A 20,915-nucleotide genomic window follows, 5' to 3' on the forward strand; every position below is an offset into this window, starting at 1 on the left:
CGCTTGGACAGCGAACACTCTAGCCACCGGAGCACGCTCCCACGGGCGGTGGCGGATGCGATGGGTCACAGACCGCGCGGCACGCCTCGGACCGCGCTCGGAGCGCCGACGGGTTCGGGCGCTTCCGCCCCGGGGCGCCCTCAGGGCACGGGTCCGTTCAGTTCCTGGAGGAACTCCAGGTTGAGCCGTTCCTGACGGCTCAGGAACGGGTCGGCCGTGTCGTCGCTGGTGCGTGTCGTGACCGGATCCGATGGGAGAGGGGGAGCGGGCCGCTCGACCGGTGGCTTCGGCTGTTCCTCCGACGGGGTCGGCTTCTCGGCCTCCGGATTCGGCTCCGGACGGAAGGAGCCGGATCTCCGACTGGGCGGAACGGTCGTGGACGACACGGTCACGGGAGGCGGCGCGGGGACGGTGGGTTGGGTGGGCGGGGAGACCGCCTCGGGGCGCGGAGTCTCCTGGGAAACGGTGGTCGCCGCCTCGGCGGGGGCGGGGTCCGCAGCGGGCTGCGAGGGCCTCTCGGAATGGGGGGCTGGCTGTGGCGGGGAGGGTGCGGGTTGCTGCGGGGGGTTCACGGATGTGCTGTTGCGCCGCGGCGCCGCCGGGGCGGGCGAGCCGTCCGGTCGAGAACCGGGGGCGGGTTCCGGAAGCGTCTCCGAGACCGGTGCGGAACCGCGTTTCGGTGGGAGGACGTCGAGTTCGAAGTCGTTGCCGGGGTCGAAGTCGGCGAAGGGCGGCGGTGGGTGATCGGTGTCCGCAGAAGCAGGATCGTCGGTCTGCGGTTGCGGTTGCGGTTGCGGTTGCGGTTGCTTGGGTGTGGTGGCTGGTGGGAGGGGGTGTTGGGGGGTGGGGGTGGTGGTATTGCCGGTCTCCTGCGTCTGCGGGGTGGGGGTGGTGTTGTTGGCTTCCTGTGTCTGGGGGTCGGGAAGGGGTGGGAGGTTGGTGTCCGGGAGCGGGGTGGAGCCGGTCGGGGTCGGGGGCAGGGGCGGGTTGTCCTCCGCGCGGGGTTGCGGTGGTGTGGTGGCTGGCGGCAGGTGGTGCTCGGAGTCGGAGTCGGAGTCGGGCAGGGGTGGGAGGTTGGTGTCCGGGAGCGGGGTGGAGCCGGTCGGGGTCGGGGGCAGGGGCGGGTTGCTCTCCGTACGCGGCTGCGGCAGTCTGCGGGCCGCCTCCAGAGCCTCCTCCAACGTCCGCAGTGCTTCGGTGCGCTTCTCCTCCGCCTCCCGGAACTCCTGTTCCGCGGCCTCGTACTCCGCCCGGTAGCCGGGCGCGTCGGCGCGTGTCTCGTGCTCGGCCACCAGTTCGGCCAGTTTCTGGCGGGTCTCCATGTACTTCAGGTCCGCCTTGCCGAACGCCTCCTCGGCGTCCCCCAGCGTCTTCCACTTCGGGTTGTCGACGTCCAGACCCCAGCCGCGGGCCTCGTCCTCGCTGATCCACAGCGTGACGGGAGCCTCGGCCTCCACCAGGGACAAGTGGGCCGTCCTGCCGAGACCGGGAAGAGTGACGTTCGACGCCTCAGCCGCGACGAGCCAGCGAGCCGGCACGGAGACGAGGAAGATCCGTTTGGTTCCGGGGCCTTCGGCCACGGCGATGTCCTTCGTCCCCGACGACCGCCCCTCACCGACCGTCGTGTTCGCCGCGGTGGACCCTCCGGCGTTCTCATGTATCCGGTCCCTCTGGCGTCCGGAGACCACTCCGCGTTCGTCGACCTCGGGACCGTGGCTGATCGCCTCCAACCGGTTCGAGGACCGGCTCGTGCCACCCTGCTCGGCGTCGCGTGACCGGCTCTCCGACCCCACCGACAGGAGAGTCGCCCCCCGCGTGTTGACGAGCGTCCTGATGCTCAGCTTCGTGCCGTCGAAGGTTCCGAGGTCGGCTCCCCCGCGGCTGCCCAGGGCCTCGGGGGTGATGCCGCGCAGCGTCAGTTCCCCGGACACGAAGTTGGGCGGGCTGATCAAGGAGTTTTTGGCTCTGTCGTTCAGGAACCGCTTCGCCGAGTTCACCTGGTCCGGCGAGAAATCCGTTGCCCAGTCTCCCCGCGAGGGATCGGGACGCCACCCGTTGGCCCTGGCCGCGGCGATGAAGGCGGCATCGAAGACGGCCCTGCCTTCGTTGTGCACCCGCAGCGGGGTGCGGCCGATGTCCACCCGGTCGGTGGGTTCGTACCCCTCTCCTCGCTGGTCGGCGACCCAGGCTTCGACCCTTGCCGGCCGGTGCCTCGGGGTGTATCCCTGTGAGTCGAGGTGCTGCACCGGGTTCGGGGACGGGTCCGTCCCGGCCGTGTCCGGAACGGTGAGGTAGGCGGTCGGATAGACGTTCTGCACCAGTTCGTCGTCTCCCCGCCCCGAGTACCGCGCGTCCTTGGTGTGCAGGGTCAACTCCAGGGTCACCTCGGTGTCCACCACCGCGTACGGAGTGAACAGGACCCGTTCGTGCGAGAGTTCGTTCGACTCGCTCGTGGACTGCGTGTTGGTGTCCGTCTTCTGCCCTCGGTACCCGGCATCGAAGCCCATGCCGATCGGCCTCCGGTCCGGAGGAGCGCCCTCCTGGTCGGAGCCCGCGTACACGGGAGGGAAACGGGGTTCCAGGGAGGCGCCCACGTACAGTCCGTTGAAATCGACCCGCCCTTCCGACGAACCGGTGACGAGGCTCACCTTCTCGATGAACTCGGTACGGCCGCCGAACTGGCGGATCGCAGTGTTGCGGGAGGTCAGGGACAGAGTGACGTAGGCGGGCTCGGAGCGGCTCCTGGTACCCGAACGGACCTGCACCGGCAGGGGCGGAACACCGGCCAGATTCCGGTTCATGTAGGAGGAGAGTTGCTTCTCCAGATCCTCCCGGCTCGAATGGGTCAGTTCGAGGCCGTTCCGCCGCAGTTCCTCGGCGAGGCGGTTCAGGGCCCGCTGCGGGTCGATGCCCCGGGAGTGGTAGCCCTTGTCACCGAGACCGTCGAACACCCGGAACCTGTTCGGTGTCGGCGCGGTCGGCGGGTTCTGCGAATCGACCCGGAACGTTCCGTCGGGGTTCCACTCGATCCGGTCATGCGTCACCAGACCGTCCAGGTAGACCCACAGCGCCGGGATCATGCCCTTCTGCGCGTTGGAGATGTGCGCCAACCACGCCGAGTAGTTGCTCCCCGAGGGGGCTCTCGGGACCGTCAGCAGGAAGCTGAAGTCGTGCTTGCGCTCGACCGACTGCCCGAGGACCCCGTCGGTCCAGAACTCGAAGGACGGCCCCTGGATCTTGACCTCGGTCTTGTCCCGGAACGACCGCGACTGCGACTGCGTCGTGCCGTGGCCGTCGAAGTCCCAGCGGATCTCTCCCCTGGGTCGCAGGATGGGCTGGAGGGCGTCGTTGGGGGTGGTTCCGGGCGGAGGAGGGTCGGAGACGACCGGGTTGAGGTTGAAACCGGGACGCCCGTACACGCCGAAGGAGAGATTGGAGATCCTGATCCGGCTGTTGCCGAGGCTGACCTCCTTGGTGTGCGAGGACTCCACGACCGCCTTGGGACGGGCGACGAGGGCGACCAGCCTGGTCGGCACGTAGAAGGTCGACAGCGTCGTCCGGGTCCGGAAGGGCGACAGGACCGGATCGTCGGATTCGAACCGCAACCGGTCGCCCCGGCTGCCCAGGAGGTCGGGGGAGGCCGCCAGGTTCTCCGGCGACATGTAGGCGGAGAGGATCTGGCTGATGGCCTGCTGTCCCCGCAGGGAGTTGATGAACGAGTGGTGGTCCTGGTCGAGTTCGTCGTAGGTGTGGGAGAGGGCGGTGAGCAGTTGCCCGCCGTCCAGCGAGATCGTGGGGTTGAACGCCTGCACGGTGTGGAACGTCTGCGTGAGCCGTCGAGCCCCGGGAGTCTGGATGATCTCCAGGTGGTCATCGGACACCGCGTGTTCGGTGTCGGCCGGGCGGGTGACGTGCTGGCCGTCCGGCGTGACGATCCGCGAACGGGGGCCGTTGCGGAAGAGATCTTCGGCGGAACGCCCGGTGAGTTGCCTCACCCGGGACCGCTGGCCGTTGGCGGGCTGTTGCTGTGGGGCGTTCTGCTGCTGGTTCCGCCGCTCGGTCGGTGTGGTGAACGGATCGGACTCGTTGCGGGGGTCCATCGGGATGGGTTTGCGGTTCTCCAGGGCGTGCAGTTCGATCCGCCCGCGGATTCCGCTGTCGCCGGGGAACAGGTCGGTGGAGCGGTCGGAGCCGCTGCGGGTGACGCGGGAGGGCCACGGAACCAGGTCGTTGTCGGTGCCGATCCGCGCGCCGAAGACCACGTTCGCGAAGAGCTGCTGGGTCGTCCCCTTGTCCTTGATGTTGTGCTCGCCGGTGACCGAGTGGCTGATGTCGCGGTTCTTGACCTTCCTGATCTCCTTGCCGAACCTGATCCCGCCTCCGGCGGTGGTCTTGGGGTACTCGCGCGCGTCCAGGCTCCGGATTCTCCGCCAGGTGGCACTGGCACGTATCTCGTTGCGGTGCCCGCTTCCCCTGGTGACCCGGAACCGCCGCCCCGCCGAGGCTCCGGCGGTGCTGCCGGTATAGGAGTTCTTCAGCTTCTCACCGGGGACCGGGCGGTCCACGGTGGCGGTGAGCCACACGGAGATGTGGTCCGGGGGAAGCGGCATCCAGGGCCGGTTGCGCACTTCCGTCGCTCCGGGGTACTTCTTGGTCTCCTCCAGCTTGACCTCCACGCCGTGGGAGACCCAGTCGTCGCGTTGGAAGCGGAAGTTGTTGAGGCTCGCGGCCTCCAGGACCCTGATGGTGTTGCGCACCGCGGCGTCGTAGTCGCGCCGGTGGTTCCACCCGGCCTTGAGCTCCGACCGCGGAGGCTCCGCGTAGGGCAGCGCCAGGTGCGGCATGACCAGCCCCGGGTACTGGCGGTTGATCTCGGTCAGCAGCCGGTGGGCGTACTCGCGGAAGACCGTGGCCGGTTTCCCGTCGACCTGCCGCACCTCGCCCCTGTCGGGGTAGGTGACGTTCCGGACCAGCGAGTCGCCGAAGTGGGTGATCCGGTTCTGGTTCAGGAACGGGTCGTGCAGCGTGAAGGCGGGGGCGGGCGCTTCGGGGGTCGGGGCGGCGGGGTCCCGCGAGACGGTCGGAGAGGGCGGAACCGGCCGGTTGGAGGCGGGGCCGTGCAGCGCGTCGGCCTCCTGGGCGCTGAGCGCCTCGAAGGTCTGCGCGTCGAAGAAGGTCGGCTCGGTGTCTCCGGCGACCCAGACCGCGATCTTGCGGTTCACGTTGTAGACGGCGGTGTCGGTGCCGTGGAAGAGGTGTGCGCCCCAGGCGGAGAAGCCGCGCGAGCGACTCCTGGTCCTCTCCCAGGTGTAGCTGTACTCGTAGTACGGGATCTCCAACCGCGCCGTGTCGTGGGCGATCCGCTCCAGGAGGCCGAACCCGGGGCGCACGGTCAGGCTGCTGGTGTGCCCCGCGGAGAGGTTGGCGCTCTTGGAGAACTTGTCCGTGTGCTTGATGTTGAACTTGTTGGGGACGTCGGGGACGAGGTCCATCCGCTCGGGGTACGACCAGAAGGTGACGGTTGTGGGACGGCCCTTGGCGTTGGGCAGTTGGAGTGTCACCGGGTCGTTGGTCATCGTGGGCAGGTAGTCGGCCAGCCGCTGGTGGGAGAAGCCCTCGCGGATCTCCTCGCCGCGCTCGTGGGCGTCGCCCCTGCGCCACCGCCACACCATCTTCTTCAGACGGCCGCTGTTGTCGCCGGGCCTGGTGTTGGAGATCTCGTCGTAGCCGAGACGCCGCGCGATCCACTGCCCCAGGTTCTCGTCGCCCTGACCGGTCCGGTTCGCGTTCGTGCCAGTCCCGGGGGCGGCGGCCCGTGTGACGGATTCGACCGAGATCGGGTGGCTGTTGCCCAGGTAGCGGCCGTAGTACCGGGGGGTCCCCTGGTCGGGAGGGTTGGCGGTGAACGGGTCGGTGAAGTCGATCCGCTGCGGGAGGCTGCCACGAGACGACTTGAGACCGCCCATCAGCGTGATCTCCACCCCGTCGGGGATGGTCTCGGGAACGCCCGGGGCGTCGTCTATGGCCAGGGTGACGTTGAGGTCGGCCCGGTAGTCCTGGCCGTCGCCGACCATCTCGGTCGTCCGTGAGACGGTCTGACCGGTCTCGCTGGACTGCTGCCAGGTACTGGATTTGTATCCCGCGCTGAACCGGAATCCCGGCAGCGGCGTGAACGCTCCGGAGGCCAGGAAGTGTCCGCTGAACCCCGCCCCGATGCGTTTCGGGTTGCCGCTCATGGTCGCGGTGGACTGCGCGTTCTGCTCCTGGAGGTCGTGCAGTCCCTTGTACTGGGCCCTCCGGGTGTCGGACCGGCCGGGGATGCTGCCGGGGCGCCACGCGTTGTCCCGGGAGGCCAGGTTCAGGGTGTGGGTCCGCCCGCCGGAGTCCGTGACGGTGACTCCCCCGGGGCGGAAGAAGGGGCGGGGGTCCCTGGCGAGCAGATCGCGGAACCTTTCGAGGACCTGGTCGTCGGTCCGGTTCGGAATCCGCTCCCCGACCACACGGAGGACCTCGTCGGAGTTGACCCGGACACCGTACGACTCGATCCACATGGTCGTGATCAGGTAGTCCAACTGGTGGGTCGGGTCCTCGGTCGAGGAGGCGGTGGCCTCCGGCGGGGAGGCAGGCGGAGCCGGGACGATCCGCAGTTCCTCGTCTTCGGGGATGCTCTGCAGATCGGCGGGTGGCACCGGTTGCTGTTCGGAGGTCTGGTCGCCCCGGGAGGCGGCGGTCTCTTCGGTGGGGGGTGTGGCGGGTGGTCTGTTCTCGTTTGTCCGTGCTGTCTCCGTGGTGGTCCGGGTGGTGTTCGGGACGGGGGGCGGGGTGGTCTCTTCGGTGGGAGGTGCGGGGGGTGTGGGGACGGCGGGGCGGGGTGTCTGGGTTGGAGGGGTGGTGTTTTCGGAGACGGGGGTCTCGTTGGTGGTGGCGGGGTGGTCGGTGAGGAGGGGAGGGGTGTCCTCCTGCGCTGCCGGGGCGGTCTCCCCGGCGGAGGCGGTGTCCGCCGGAGGGGCGGCAGCGGAGTTGCCCGTCGTGGCCGGAGGCGGGGAGACAGGAACGGATCTTGGGGAGAAGGCCCCCCGAAGCGTGCGGAAGACGCTCCGAGCGGAGAAGACGAGGGGGTTGGTGTTGACGAAATCCCTGAGCATGGCGGTCAGGGTGGCGTCGGCAGCCCGGAAGGCGGCCTCGGCGCGAAGTGCCCGGGAGAGTTCCGCGGCGAGTTCGTGCTTCACCCGGTCGGGCTCGGAGGTGGTGGCGAGTTCGCTCTGCAACTGCTGGACCCGCTCCCAACTGGTGCGGGCGTCGCGGAGGTGGGTGAGCACGACCTCGTTGAGGCGGCGCACAGTGTCCAGGGAGGGGCGCTGGGTGGACGGAGAGTTCTCCCGCGTGGACGGCTGGGACTCGGCTCCGTGCGGGGCGGACGGTGCCGTCTGCTCGGGAGCGGGGGCGAGCTGGTCGCGGATGTCCCCGTACCGCTCGTCGGAGTCGTGCGGGGACTCGCCCTCGTCATCGCGGGGGCTGTCGTCCATCTCCACGTCGGAGTCGTACGGGTTCGACGCCTCGTCCTCGGTGTCCCGGTCACCGTGGGAGCCGTTGTCCGTCTCCGTGTCGGTGCCGGGGTTGCCGTGGGGGGTGAGGTGGGTGAGGGCGGTGTGGAGTGCGCCCGAGTCGTGCCAGGTGGCCCATTGGGTCTGTGTGATCTGGGCCATCTGGTCGGGGGTGAGGGTGGTGCTGGTGTAGGGGGCGACGACCTCGGGCAGCGGCAGGCCGGTGATGTGGTGGTTGTGGTAGGCGGTGAACAGGGGCAGGATCGAGCGTTCGTTGAGGAACGGCAGCCGGTGGGGGGAGAGAGTCTGGACGACGGCGTGGCGGATGTGCTCGGGCAGGTCGGAGGGGAGCAGGGGACGGCTGCCGTTGTCGGGGGTGTCCGTGTCCGGGCGCGGGGACTCGGTCGCGTCCCAGTCGATCTCGGAGGCGCGGTCCTCCCACCCGTCCGGACCGGTCTCGGGTCGGTCGGCGGAGGCCGTGGGCTGCGGTGCGGTGACGGACTGCTCGTCCTCGGGGAGGTAGCCGGTGTGGGCGTCGCCGAGGGGGGAGGGTTCCCAGTCCTCGGAGGGTTCCCAGCCGTGGGGGACGATCTCGGCCTCGATGAACCAGACGTTTTCGATGGGGCCGTTCTCGGTGCGCTGTGCGGGGCGTTGGTAGGCGGCGTGGACGACGAAGCGGGTGTCGCGGGGCAGCAGGATCTCGCGTTCGCTGGGGGCCTCGGACAGGGAGCGGACGTTGAGGCCGGGGTGTCCCTGGGGGACGCGGATCATGAGGTAGGCGTCGCGGTGGGCGGCGGCGCGGGTACCGATGCTGGTCGAGGCGAAGCTGTTGTCGGTGTGGACGGTGCCGACCAGGTTCCTGACGGCGTCGGTGTCGAGTCGGCCGCCGGGGTTGTGGGTCTCGGCCATGCGTCTGATGTAGTCCCACTCCACGCCGCGGTGGACGATGAGGGGAGCGGGCAGGGCGGACTTGGCGACGGCCTGGTCCAGGTTGTTGACGAGGGACAGGAAGTCGTCGTGTCGGTAGGCGCTGACGTCGCCGTCACGTAGTCCTTTCTTGACCAGGGTGTAGTCGGCGCCGGTGTAGTCGACGACGGCGTTGCGTTCGGCACCGGTGAGCACGGCTGTTCCCTGTGGTACGGGGGTGTGCGGTGGGGCCGCGGCCACGCGCAGGCGTTGGTCGGCCCAGGCCGTGGCCTGGTCGTTGTTGGTGAAGCGTAGGGCGTGGTGCATGCCCACACCGCCGGGTTCGTCTGGGTGGCCGTGCCAGTGGGGTGCCGGGGGGACCTGGTGGCGGATGTCGTCCTCGCCTCGCAGCACCTCGCCGTCGGAGTCGTCGGCCTCCGAGTCGGCCTCGGAGTCGCTGTCGGAGGTGTCCATGGGGTCGGGGCGGTCGGCGGAGGCCGTGGGCTGTGGTGCGGTGACGGACTGCTCGTCCTCGGGGAGGTAGCCGGTGTGGGCGTCGCCGAGGGGGGTGGGTTCCCAGTCCTCGGAGGGTTCCCAGTTGTGGGGGACGATCTCGGCTTCGATGAACCAGATGTCCTGTGGTTCGGTGTTGCCGCTGCCGGGGCGGATGGCTGGGCGTTGGTAGGCGGCGTGGATGACGAAGTGGGTGTTGCGGGGGAGCAGGATCTCGCGTTCCTCGTCCTGGTACTCCGCGCCGTCCCTGACTGCCATGACATTGAACGCCGGGTGCCCCTGGGGGATGCGGAGCATGAGGTAGGCGTCGTAGTTGAGGGGGGAGTGGGTGCCCAGGGAGGTGGAGGAGTAGCTGAGCTCGTTGTGGACGGTGCCGACCAGGTCGCGCATGGAGAGCGGGTCGTTGAGGTCGGCGCCCAGGCCCGCGATGTAGTTGGTGCTCACTCCCCGGTGGACGAGGACGGGCGCGGGCAGGTGCGAGTGGGTGAAGAGGCTGTCGAGCTCCGTCACGAGGTCGAGGAATTCCTCCTCGCTGCGGTCGGGGTCGTCCACCCGTCCGTGGCGCAGGCCGGACTTGAGGAAGTCGTAGCCCTCGTCGGTGTAGTCGTGGACCGAGGCGGCCTGGTCCTCGGTCAGGTCGGGCACCGGCAGGTAGTGGGCGGCCCAGGCGACGGCCTGGTCGTCGTCGTGGAAGCGGAGGGCGTGCGGCATGCCGGTGCCGCCGGGTTCGTCCGAGTGGCCGGGCCATTGCGGGGCCGGGGGGAGGAGGTCGCGGATGTCGCCGTACCGTTCGCCGCCGTGCTGGCCCGCTGCCTCGCCGCCGCTGCGGGAGCCGTCGTCCGTCTCCGCGTCGGTGTCGGGACCGCCGTGGGGGGCGAGGTGGGCGAGGGCGTTGTCGAGGGCCCCGGTGTTCTGCCACCGCTGCCACTGGGCGCGCATGATGTCGGCCATCTGCTCGGGGGAGAGGGAGGCGCTGCTGTAGCGGGCGACGACCTCGGGCAGGGGCAGGCCGGTGACGTGGTGGTTGTGGTAGGCGATGAACAGCGGGAGGACGGAGCGTTCGTTGAGGAAGGGCAGGCGGTGGTGGGAGAGTTCCTCGGCGATGGTGTCGCGGATGTCCTCGGGCAGGTCGGAGGGGAGCAGCGGACGGCTGTCGGCCTCGGCTTCGGGACTGCCCGTGTCCGCGCGGGGAGACCCGGCCGGGTTCCGGTCGGTCACGGAGGAGTCGCTGGACGTGTCCATGGGGTCGGGGCTGTCGCCGGGATCGTCCGCGCCCGCGTGCACGGGGCCGCCCGTGTTCCAGTCGACGTGGAGCATGTTGACCTGGACGGTGGGGTTCTGCTGCCACTGGGCGAGGGCGGCGTCGGCGGCTGCCTGGACCTCCGGGGCGGGAGCGGTGTGGGTGGGGGCCGGTGTCGGGGTCTGCTGGCTGGTGTGGGTCTCGCCGGGGGCGGGTGGTGTGGTGTCGGTGGGGGGTTGGGGGGGGCGGTGGGGGGTGCCGTCGGGGTTCCAGGTTCCTCCGTGGTCGGTGAAGGTTTGGCGGGCCTGGGCCAGGTCGGTGAGGGCGCGGTCGAGTTCGCGGGTGGCGCGGGTGAACTCTTCCTGGGCGGTGAGGGTGGCGGTGCGGTTGCCGCGTGCGGCGTCCAGGTGGGCGGCGGCGAGGTCGAGTTCGGCGTTGGCGGCGTCGACCCTGAGTTGGGCGGCCTCCACCTTTCCGCCGAGGTGGTACGGGTCGGTGTCCGCGAGCGCGAAGTTGGTGCGGGCGTCTTCGAGGTCGGTCTCGAAGCGGACCACGTCGGTCTGGGCGCGGGCCACCCGCACCCGCGCCTCGTCGGCCGCCGGGCCGCTCGGCTCGGAGCGGGAAGCGGGCTCGGTGGTGTCAGGTCGGGGAGCGGGGGCGGCGCCGTTCCAGGTGACGGGAGGCGTGAGCGCCATGAAGACCTGCGGTCCGCCGTCCCGCCTCGCGACGAGGGCGAGGAAGTCCCGGCTCGCCCGGAGGGCCTCGTCCTGGAGTAGGTCGGCGAGGCGGTTCAGGCCGGGGGCCTCGTCGGGGAAGGGAAAGGCGTCGGTGTCCGCCCGTTGGGCGAGGTCCCGGAGGAGAGACGCGTCCTCGGTGGCCCGGAGCGCCCGCCGGTGGGCGTCGTGGAGGGCGGGGCTGTCGTCGGGGCCGGGAGCCTGGGTCCGGAAGGGGTGGTTGGGGCCGAGGGCCGCGGGACGCAGACCGAGGGTGCGGGCGAGTCCCAGCGCGCGGGAGCGGTAGTCGTCGATGGTCTGGAGGGCCTCGTCGTCCGGGTTGTCCTCGGAGAGCAGGGGTTCGGCGCGCTGCCGGACGTCGGCCAGCGCCGCGGCCACGTAGTTCCGGAACTCCCGGTCGGCCCTGTCGCGGAACCAGCCGGCGAGGTCGTTCAGGCCGGGGGTCTCGTCGGGGTAGAGGAAAGAGGGGTCGGTGTTCGCCCGTTGGGTGAGGATTTCGAGGGAGGCAGCCTGGGCGTTGAGTTCCTCCGCCCGCCGGTGGGCGTCGTGGAGGGCGGGGCTGTCGTCGGGCCGGGGGGTCAGAACCCGGAGCGGGTGGCTGTCGGGGAGCCTCGCGAGGCGCAGGCCGAGGGCGCGGGCGAGGCCCACCGCGCGGTAGCGGTAGTGGTCGATGGTCTGGAGGGCCTCGTCGTCCGGGTTGTCCTCGGAGAGCAGGGGTTCGGCGCGCTGCCGGGCGTCGGCCAGCGCCGCGGCCACGTAGTTCCGGAACTCCCGGATGCTCTCGCCGCGGAGCCGTCCGGCGAGGTGCTCCAGGCCGGGGGTCTCGTCGGGGGAGAGAAAAGAGGGGTCGGTGCTCGCCTCGCGGACGAGGGCTTCGAGGGAAGAGGCCCGGGTATCGAGCCGGGACAATCGCAGGTAGGCGTCGAGAACGGCGGGGGCGTCGCCGGGGAGGGGGCCCAAACCCTGGAACCGGTCGTTGTCGGTGAGGCGCTCGAAGTCCAGGTTGAAGGCGAGGGCGAGCGACTCCGCGCTTCTGCCGTAGTCGTCGATGGTCTGGAGGGCCTCGTCGTCCGGGTTGTCCTCGGAGAGCAGGGGTTCGGCGCGCTGCCGGGCGTCGGCCAGCGCCGCGGCCGCGTAGGCCCGGACCGCCCGTTCGGCCTCGGCGGTGGAGCGGGCGGCGAGGTCGTTCAGGGCGGCGACTTCGTCGGGGTCGAGGAAGGACACGGTGTCCGCGGTGTCGGCGAGGGCCTGGAGGAGAGCGGCCTGCCGGTCGGCGGTCGACGCCTGCTGGTACCTGGTGGTGAGGAGCGGATGCAGAGGGCGGAATATCCGCGCCCGCGTTGTGAACGAAATGTCCTCGCGGGGAGCCAGATCGAGGAACCCGGCCAGGACGAGGGCCAGATCGCGGTAGTCGGCCTCGGCCTGGTGGGCCTCGTCCCGGAGTCGGGCGACCGTCTGCCGGTGCCGGTCGAGGTCGGCCCGGTCGCTTCCGGAGTCTCGGGCGGCTTCGTGGTTGTCGATGGCCTCGCGCCAGGCCGCGCTTTCGGTGGCGGCGCGTTCGCGGGCTTCGGCCAGCGCCGTGGCGAGGCCGGTGCGGAAGGCACGGTCGGCTTCCTCCCAGAGGCGGTCGGCCTCGTTGCGGAGACGGTTGGCCTCGTCGCGGAGCCAGGCGGCCTCGTGGGGAAAACCGGTGGTGGCCGCGTTGGCGGCCCACAGTGCGTACTCGGCGGCGCTGTCGCGGAGCCGGGCGGAGTCGGAGAACGTGTTGACGATCCGGAAGCGCTGCTTCTCCGGGAGAGCCCGGAGTCCGGAGGGCACTCTCCGCTCGTCGGAGGTGGTGGGGGAGACGACTCCCAGGGCCTGGGCCTGTTCGCGGGCGAGACGCTGGTACAGGTCGGTGAGGGTGTCGAGCTGTGCGGCCAGGTCGGCGCGCTGGTCGTGATCGGTGGGGGCGAGTTCGTCGATCTGTCGACGGAGGTGGTCGATGGCGTGGCGGGTACGGGCCAGGTGGCGGCCGCGCCGCTCCACGGCCACCGGCTCGGGTGAGCGCTCGCCGAAGCCGTCCTCGTCGGGGCGGTATTCGGGGGCGGGATCGGAGTCTGGGGCGGGGTCGGGATCAAGGTCGGTGTCGGTGAGGAACGCTTCGGCGGCGTCGGGGGTGACCAGCGGAGCGAGGACGTAGTGCACCAGCCGGGTGTAGGCGTCGGTGATGAGCTCGTTCAGGTTGGACCTTCCTCCGAGGAACTCGAGGTTGGCCCGCGCCACGTCGGTGTTCCAGGAGTTGAGGTCGTCCCAGGAGGGGGTGTCTCCCAGATCGAACAGCCGTCCCTGCCAGTACTCGAGCTGCTGCTCCAGGTTCTGCCCCACCGCGGTCTCGGCGCGGTGGAGGTCGCGCAGCCGGTTGGCGGTCTCGGCGCTGGACAGGTCGGTGGTGACGCCCAGGACCCGGGCCAGTTCGGTGGCGGACTCCCTGCCCCGTTCGCTGGCCTCCCTGACCTGGGTGGTCAGGTTCTCGTACTCCGTCAGTCCCTGTTGTGCCTGGGCGAGGTGGAATTCGGCGTCCCTGGTCGCGGTCTCGACACGGTTGCGCAGATCGGTGAGCTGCTGGTCGCGGTCGGCCCCGTCGTCGGGAGCGGGTGTGGTGTCGTACTGGAGTTGCAGGGCCCGTCTGCGGGCTCGGTGGTAGTTGGCGCGGGCACGCTGGGCGCGCGCCTGGTCGCGCAGTCGGGTGTAGTCGCTCTCCAGGTCCCGGACGGTCTGGAGCAGACCGCTGCGGGCGGCGGTGTCGCTCGTCCGGGCGAGTTCCGCCTGGGCGCTGACGAGGGAGGCGAGAATCCTGTTGGCCTCGCTCTCGTACTCGCGGGCCTCGTTGCGGAGTTCGGTGGCCTGGCGCTGGGCGTCCTCGATGAGGGCGGAGTAGTCGGGAGTGGGGGCGACCCGACCGGGGTAGGGCGGCGGGGCGGTGACGTCGGGGGCGCTGCCGAGGTCGGCGAGTTCCTCCTCGTGGGCTTCGCGCAGGCGTTGCTGTTCTTCGTAGTGGGCGTGGTGGTCCTGCGAGTTCCGAAGCGTCTCGTCGGCCCGTCGGCGCAGGTTGAGGAGGTCGGTGACGGTGGACGAGAGCTCCTCCGAGCGGTTGCCGACGTTCTGGACGAGTTCGCTGATCTCCGTGTGTGCCTGCTCCAGGTCCTGGTGGGCGAGGTCGCGGCTCGCCTGGAGGATGGTTGTGTCGGTGCGGGTGGATTCGGCGGCCTGGAACTGGGCGTCCAGCGCGTACCAGGTGCGGGCGTGTCCGGCGGCGTTCAGGTAGGCGTCCCGCATCGCGGACGCCGGGGGCGCCAGGTCGGGGTCGCCCTCGGCCAGTAGCGGGTCGGTGTATCTCAACAGGTCGGCCAGTTGCCGGGCGCGGTCGTGGTAGTCGTGCAGCAGGGCGTGACCGCTGTCGGGGGATTCCGGGTTGCCACGGAACTCGCTCACCGCGTCTGAGATGAGGTTCCGGCGGTCCTCGGGAGTGGCCGTGTCCGGCAGGCGGTCGAGGACAAAACGCCCGTAGTCGCGCAGCATCCCCGCACTCAACTGCCAGGCGCGGGCCTCAACGGGGGGGAGGTCGTCCGGACACTCCCGCTCGATGAGGGCGTCGACATCGGACAGGATCTGGTCGGTGTCCGGTCGGCCGGGGGAGGCGAGAGCCGTGTGGATGAGGTTGGCCGCGTCCTCGAAGACCTGGAAGGCCGGATGCAGCAGACTCCGCGACTCCGTGGAGGAGGCCGTGTCCGAAGCGGCTACGGGGATGTTGTCGTCGTTGCTGTCGGAGTCGCTGGGGGCGAAGTCGCTGTCAGGGCTGCTGGGGACGAAGTCGTTGTCGGTGGGCGGGGGGAGGCTGTCGGAGTCGCTGGGGACGGAGTCGCTGTCGGGGACGTTGGGGACGGAGCCGTCGTCGGTGGGCGGGGGGAGGCTGCCGGAGTCGTTCTGGAGGGCGGTGTCGAGGTGGCCGTCGCCTGTGGGGCCGCTGTCGGGAACGGTGGCGGCGTTCTCCGGCGCCTCGGAGGAGGACTGGGTCCGGGGAATGTCGACGGGAACGGCGGGGGGCTGCGCGGGGGTGTCCGTGGCGGCCTGCGGCTCGTTGGAAGGAGGTGCGGGAGGAGCGGTGTCGGGCGCGGGAGCATGCCGACGCGGGAGGACCAGGTCCCTGAGCCGGCGTCCGGCTCTCCTCAGGTTCGCGCGGACCGGGAAGGCCGTGAGCTGGACTGGCTCGGTGGGGCCGCCAAGCATCCACTGCTTCTGGGCGAGCACGATTTCCTGGTACCGGTCCAGGGCGTTGCCGGCCCGGTCACGGGCGTCGGCGAGCTCCTGTTCCAGCCGGGCGGCGTCCGGGGAGTGGTCCGCTTTGGTGAGCGCGTTCTCCAGTCGGGTGGCGTCCTTGAGGCTGTCGGCCCCGTCGTTGAGCCGGTCCAGGGCGAGATCGGTGAGGAAGCGGAGCGTGTCCCAGGATCGGAAGACGTTGGGCGGCGCCGGGGTGTCGCTGTTCTGGTCGCCCCGGTCGTCGGGGTGTGCCGGGATGTCGGCCTGGGACTCCGCGTCGGGATTCCGGCCTTCTCCGGTGGAGACGGTCCCGGACGGAGGGGGGCTGTTGTGGCCACTCCGGTCGTCGGCGCGTGCTGGGGCGTCGGGCGTGGACACCGTGGCGGGAGGAGTGCTACCAGCATCCGGGGTGAGGGCCATCCGGAACACGTCCGAGTAGCCACCGTCGCCCGTCGACTCGGTCGGAGGGACGGCCGTGTCGCCGAGCGTGCTTCCCGGAACGCTCGACGGGGTCGGGGAGACAGCCGAGACGTCAGCGGACGTGGACGCGTCGGAGGACGACGGTCGGGTGTTCTCCGGGGTGAGCGGTGTCTGTCCGCCGGAGGAGTCGGAGTCCTGGGGGGAGGCCGACCGGGAGTCATGGGACGGGTCCGTCTCGGCTCTGGTGGGCTTCGCGGAAGATCCCGTCGGGGTAGCTGTCCGGTCGCGGCGGCCCGCCCCCGGGTCCCGATCGCCCGCCGCCTGGTCCGTGGGCTGGACGGTGGAGGGCCCGGCGGGTGGCGCGGGAAGGTGTTCGGCCGTGGTCGGCGCTTCGGAGGTCCGGGCCACCGGGCCGGTCGGGGACCCTGCCTGCGGTGCGGTGCCAGAACGCGGACTGCCCGCGCCGTCCACCGGGGCCGTGGTCTCCACGGAGGAGGGGGCGGGGCGCGGACCGGGAACGCCGTCCGTCCGGCCGGGGGAACCGGGAGCGTCCGCGGCCGGGCCGGGGGTCCCGTCGCTGAGGCGGGGAGTGGCGTCAGCGTGGATGCCGGTGGAGGGAGGTCCGCTTCTGCCGGTGCTGTCCCCGAGAGTGTCGGGGGCGCTGGACGGGTCTCCGGAGACGGCCTCCGGGGTGCTTCCGTCGACGGTGTCCGTTGCGGTGTGTTCGGGGTGGGATTCCGAGGAGCGGTGGATCGACGTGTCGTCTCCGGACCTTCCGGAAGCCGAACCATCCGGGGAGGTCTGGGGCGGGAGGGACGTCTCTGTGGGTGCGGGGTTCTGTTGGGAGGTCGCGGTGGAGGGGTGCGGGCCCCGGGAGACGCCTTCCTGCCCGTCTTCCGATTCGACACGGACCGGCGGGGTGTCGGTGGGGGACTGGCCACTCTGGGAGGAGAGGGTCTGCGAGGGCCGTCCGGTCGACGGGGTCGTCCGGGGGTCGGTGGTGGGGGTGTCGGTGGAGCGGTTCTGCGGTTGTGCGCCTGCGGTGGTCTGGTGGTTTCCGTTGTTGGTGGGGGCGGGCTGCGGGGTGGTGCCGGGGGGTGTGGTGGTGCCGGGGAGGGGGGAGGTGGCGCCGGGAACCAGGGAGGTGCCGTTGTCCTGTGCGGAGTCCGGGGTGATGTCGTGCAGGGCGAAGGCGGTGAGGGGCGGGGGGGTGGGGATGGTGAGGCCTGCGAGGGGACCGTGGCCGTTGGACTGGGCGGTGCGGAGGGAGTTGATGAACTCTTCGGCGGCCGATCTGTTTCGGGCTGGGTCGTGCGTTTCGCCGTCGTGGGACTCCTGAGAGTCCGGGGTGTTGTCCTGGGAGGTGTCGCGGGCCGGTCTGTCGTTCCCGGTGGTGTTCTTGGGGTCGGTGTTTCCGGAGCTGTCGGGGGTGGTGGTCCGGATGTCGGGCGGGGTGACGGTGAGGTCGGGGGTGTGTGAGCCGTCGGAGGCCGTCCGGGACGGAGCGGGGGACGGAGGAGGCGTGGAGCGGTTCTGGTCGTCGTTGGAGCCGCCGTGGTTCTGGTCGGGGTCGCTTTTTTCGGTGGGGGTGTTGGGTGGGGGTGGGAGGGTGATGTCTCCCATGTTTTTGAGGGTGTCGATGGTTGTGAGGCCGCCGAGGGTGGCGAGGTTTTGCAGGGCTGCGGTGGAGGCTCCGGCGACGGCGGACATGCCGGAGGCTTCCCAGCCTTTGTCGGTGAAGAGGAGGTTGGTGAGTCCTTCGCCGACGTAGCCCTCGATGGCGCCGGTGCCGGCGGCGAGTCCGGCGTCGCGGAAGCGGTGGGCCCAGGTGGTGCCGTAGGTGTCGAGGGTGGTGGTGAGGGCGTCGGGGATGTTGTGGGAGAGGTGGTTGCGGAGGCCGGGGGGCAGGTTGGTGGTGGTGAGGGCGTCGTCGAGGCTGGTGCGGAGGTGGGGGGTGCCCCAGTTCTTGGTGAAGGTGTGGGCGTAGGTGTCGCCGATGGTGCGGGCCTGGTGGGCGCCGAGGGTGGTGCCGAGGTGTTTTTCGAAGAGGTTGGCGAGGTCGTCGCGGAACTGTTGGGCGGTTTTGGGGTTGAGCCAGCCGGTGTCGTTGCGCCAGGGGGCGAGGAGTTCGTTGCTGTTGTTGCTCAGGAGGGTGGACAGGTCCTGGTGGAAGTCGGGGCCGAGGTCGGGGTCGCCGTCGGGTGTGGGTGTGGTGTCGGGTGTGGGTGTGGGGTTGGGGACGGTGTCGGGGGTGGGGTTGGTGGTGGGGGTGGGGTCGGGTCGGTAGGGCGGGGGTGGGTCGGTGATGTCTTTGTAGGCGGGGGGTGGGTCGAGTTTGGGGAGGTTGTTGAGGTTCTTGGTGAGGATGCCGGTGAGTTCTTTGCTGATGAAGGCGTCGATGCCGGTGGTGAGGGCGGCGGAGATGAGGCCTTCGATGAGGGCTCCGGCGGCGGCCATGCGGGTGAGTTCTTTGTCCCACTCGTCGCGGTTGCCCTGGTCCTGCTGGATGCGTTGGATGAGCAGGTCCATGGTGACGCCGAAGAACTGGGCGATGAAGAGGTTGCCCAGGAGGGTCCAGGTGAGCCAGTTGAGGATGCGGCGGATGGCCTGGTGGCGGATGAATTTGAAGAAGGCGATCCAGGTGAGGGAGGCGCCGAAGGTCCATTGGGCCATGGCGATGGCCCAGGCGATCTCGATGGCCAGTTGGATGAGTTGGCCGATGATCATCCATTTGGCGTATTCGACCTGGTTGGCGGCGTTGCGGGCGTATTTTTCGATGTCGGCGGCGAGTTGGGCGGCTTTGCCGACGTAGTTGCGTTCTCCTGCGGTGAATTGTTCGAGGGATTTCTCGAAGTATTCGGTGGCGTGGCCGTCGAAGGTGACGCTGACTTTGCGGCGGAGGACGATGATGAGTTCGGGGAGTTCGGTGTCGAGGATGTGGCGGGTGACGGAGTAGACGTCGCCGAGTACGCGGAGTTTGTCCTCGTCGGCGCTGGGCCATTTGGTTCCGGTCAGGCCGTAGAACAGGTCCCGCAACTCGTCCGGCAACTCCATACCCATGGCCGGCTACCAGGCTCGCGAGGAACGGAGGGAATCCCTGTGGAAACGGACGGTGTCCAGAAAGGAAACGGATTGTCCGCTGCCGCCTCCGATCGAGGCCGTTCCACGGAAAAGGCAGCACTGCGGCACAGGTGAACCCCTTCGCGTCCGGAAAAGACAGTCGCTTCTGCCGCACCGAAGTTATTACACCAGATTTACTCTGCCGCCTTCTGCAAGAAACTATTTCCTGCTTCTTCGTCCGTTGTTAGTCTCTGGTAGCTCATGGCGATACGCGGAACGGGGCCGGGCGGGGAGGGAGCCGGGAGGGAGACGCGGTCCGGGGAGGTGGATCCGGGCGGCGTATCACCTCCGGTGGAACGACAGCTCCGGGCGGGGCCCGATGGCCTCCCACAGTTCCTCGACCGCGTCGGGGACGCCCTGGATCTCGACCTCGTGCTGGGAGACCAGCTCCGTCAGGGAGACCTCGCCGAGCACCAGCCTCGTCAGAGCCTCGGTGGACAGCCGCATCCCGGCGAGCCACTCGGGTGGCACCCCCTCGTGGACCCGGAGCACGCTGTTGCGCAGCAGCAGGCCGAACTGCTCACCGGTGTCGCTCATCTCCACGCCGATGCTCACCGTCCGGTCCCCGGCCTGTTCCGGTATCACCCGGAACCGCAGGTTCTCGAGGAGCACGTGCGCGGGGAGGGGAAACAGCCGCTTGACGGCGTCCCGGACGTCGGAGAGTCGCAGATCCCCCGATGCGTCCATCGCCGCGCAGTGGTACCAGTTGCGCCGCAGGGGATTGGACTCCTGGTCGCCCAGGGCGTGCAGTGCGCGGGACAGCGCCGCGCGTCCGGCCTCGTCCTCCGGACCGGCGGCCACCACCAGGCGCGCCAGTTCCGCCGCCCACTGCGGGTCGCCGCCGTCCAACGCCTCGGCCGAGGCGGCCAGTACGCGTTCCTGTCCGCCCATCAGCGCGATGCTGCGCCGGGCGTGCTCCGCGCGCGGGGTGGGCGCCAGGTCCACGGCGTTGCCGGAGAACCAGCCCACGTACCTGGAGTGGTGCTGCAGCGCGCTTCCCGTGAAGTTCCCGTGGAGCGGTCGGGAGAACGGCCCTTTCAGCACCTCCTCGGGGAGGGTGATCTGATGGGCGATCTCGTCCGCGGGTGCCCCGCTCAGGATGTGCCGGACGGTCTGGTCGTGGAGGTAGTCGATGGCGTCCAGGTAGGTGGAGAGCATGTCGCGGATCCGCCGCGTGCCCAGCAGGGGCTCCATCCGGGTGCTGGCGAGGCGTTGCAGGTCCATCGTGGACAGGTGGGTGAGCAGGGCGTGCCAGCTTGCGGAGACCTCCGCCCGCGCCCCCTCGATGGCCATGAAGTTGCCCGGTGTGGCGTGGAAGTCGTTCGCGATGACCGCCGTCCGGTACTGGGGCAGGTGGAGCCCGAGCGAGGCGTCGAAGAAGAGGCCCGTGCTGAAACAGCGGATGCGCAGCCCGGCCAGGCTGACCTCCTCGCCGTGCCGCACGGTGACCGTGGGCGCGATGTGGGGGGCCGGGGGCAGGCTGTCGGTGAGGGCGCGGCGCAGCATCTGGGGGAGGTCGTCCGTCTCCCACAGTTCGGAGCCGTACTGGAGCGTGGCCATGGTCACCTTGAGGTAGATGATCTCCCGGAGCGGTGCCTCGGGATGCCTGCCCCAGGACTCGTGGGCGATGACGGGGATGTGCTCGTTCCGCTGTTCCTTGAGGAGCGCTTCGACGCCCGTGCAGTGGGAGCTGACCGGTTCTCCCAGGATCACGGCCTCGACCGGTTTGTCGAAACGGGCGGCGAGGGTCCGGGCGATGGCTCGCCCCTGTTCGGGACTCCGCCCGCTGCCCAGGAGGACGAGGCCGTCAGGGCCTTCGATGACCACGCAGTTGACGAGCGAGCCGTTCGCGGCCCGCAGGTTCCAGACGGACGTGCCCTCGACCGGAACGGGTTCCGGCGGCTGTGCGCTGTCCCCCCGCGGGGCTCGGCGGGAGAATGTCTGCTGTACCGGTTTCGAGTAAGACGACGGGTGGGACAACATTCCTCCCCTGGCGTTGTCCGTTGTCCGGCATCACGCGGCGGCTCCGGTAGGCACTGGTCGGTCCGGTCGGAAGCCGACGCCGTACTCGTGGTCGGCACGGCTACCCACAGAACATCCATGCTGCTCCCAAGAGGGTCAGAGCCGCTCCAATCCCGT

2 protein-coding genes are annotated in these 20,915 nt (G+C 70.2%); both read right to left on the bottom strand.

Annotation, left to right across the window (positions count from 1 at the left end):
- Positions 1–140 precede the first annotated feature (140 nt).
- Positions 141–18,716, bottom strand: a complete 18,576-nt coding sequence (locus NI17_RS22625; protein WP_243597571.1) for an ADP-ribosyltransferase — start codon at positions 18,714–18,716, stop codon at positions 141–143.
- A gap of 342 nt (positions 18,717–19,058) precedes the next feature.
- On the bottom strand, positions 19,059–20,759 hold the full coding sequence (locus tag NI17_RS22630) for an alkyl sulfatase dimerization domain-containing protein (protein ID WP_084012304.1): 1,701 nt from the start codon (positions 20,757–20,759) through the stop codon (positions 19,059–19,061).
- Positions 20,760–20,915 lie beyond the last annotated feature (156 nt).

Source organism: Thermobifida halotolerans, assembly GCF_003574835.2.
Lineage (GTDB): Bacteria > Actinomycetota > Actinomycetes > Streptosporangiales > Streptosporangiaceae > Thermobifida > Thermobifida halotolerans.

Excerpts from the sequence above, each read along its gene's own strand:
- NI17_RS22625 (WP_243597571.1), bottom strand. The coding sequence starts at position 18,716 with ATGGGTATGGAGTTGCCGGACGAGTTGCGGGACCTGTTCTACGGCCTG.
- NI17_RS22630 (WP_084012304.1), bottom strand. The coding sequence starts at position 20,759 with ATGTTGTCCCACCCGTCGTCTTACTCGAAACCGGTACAGCAGACATTC.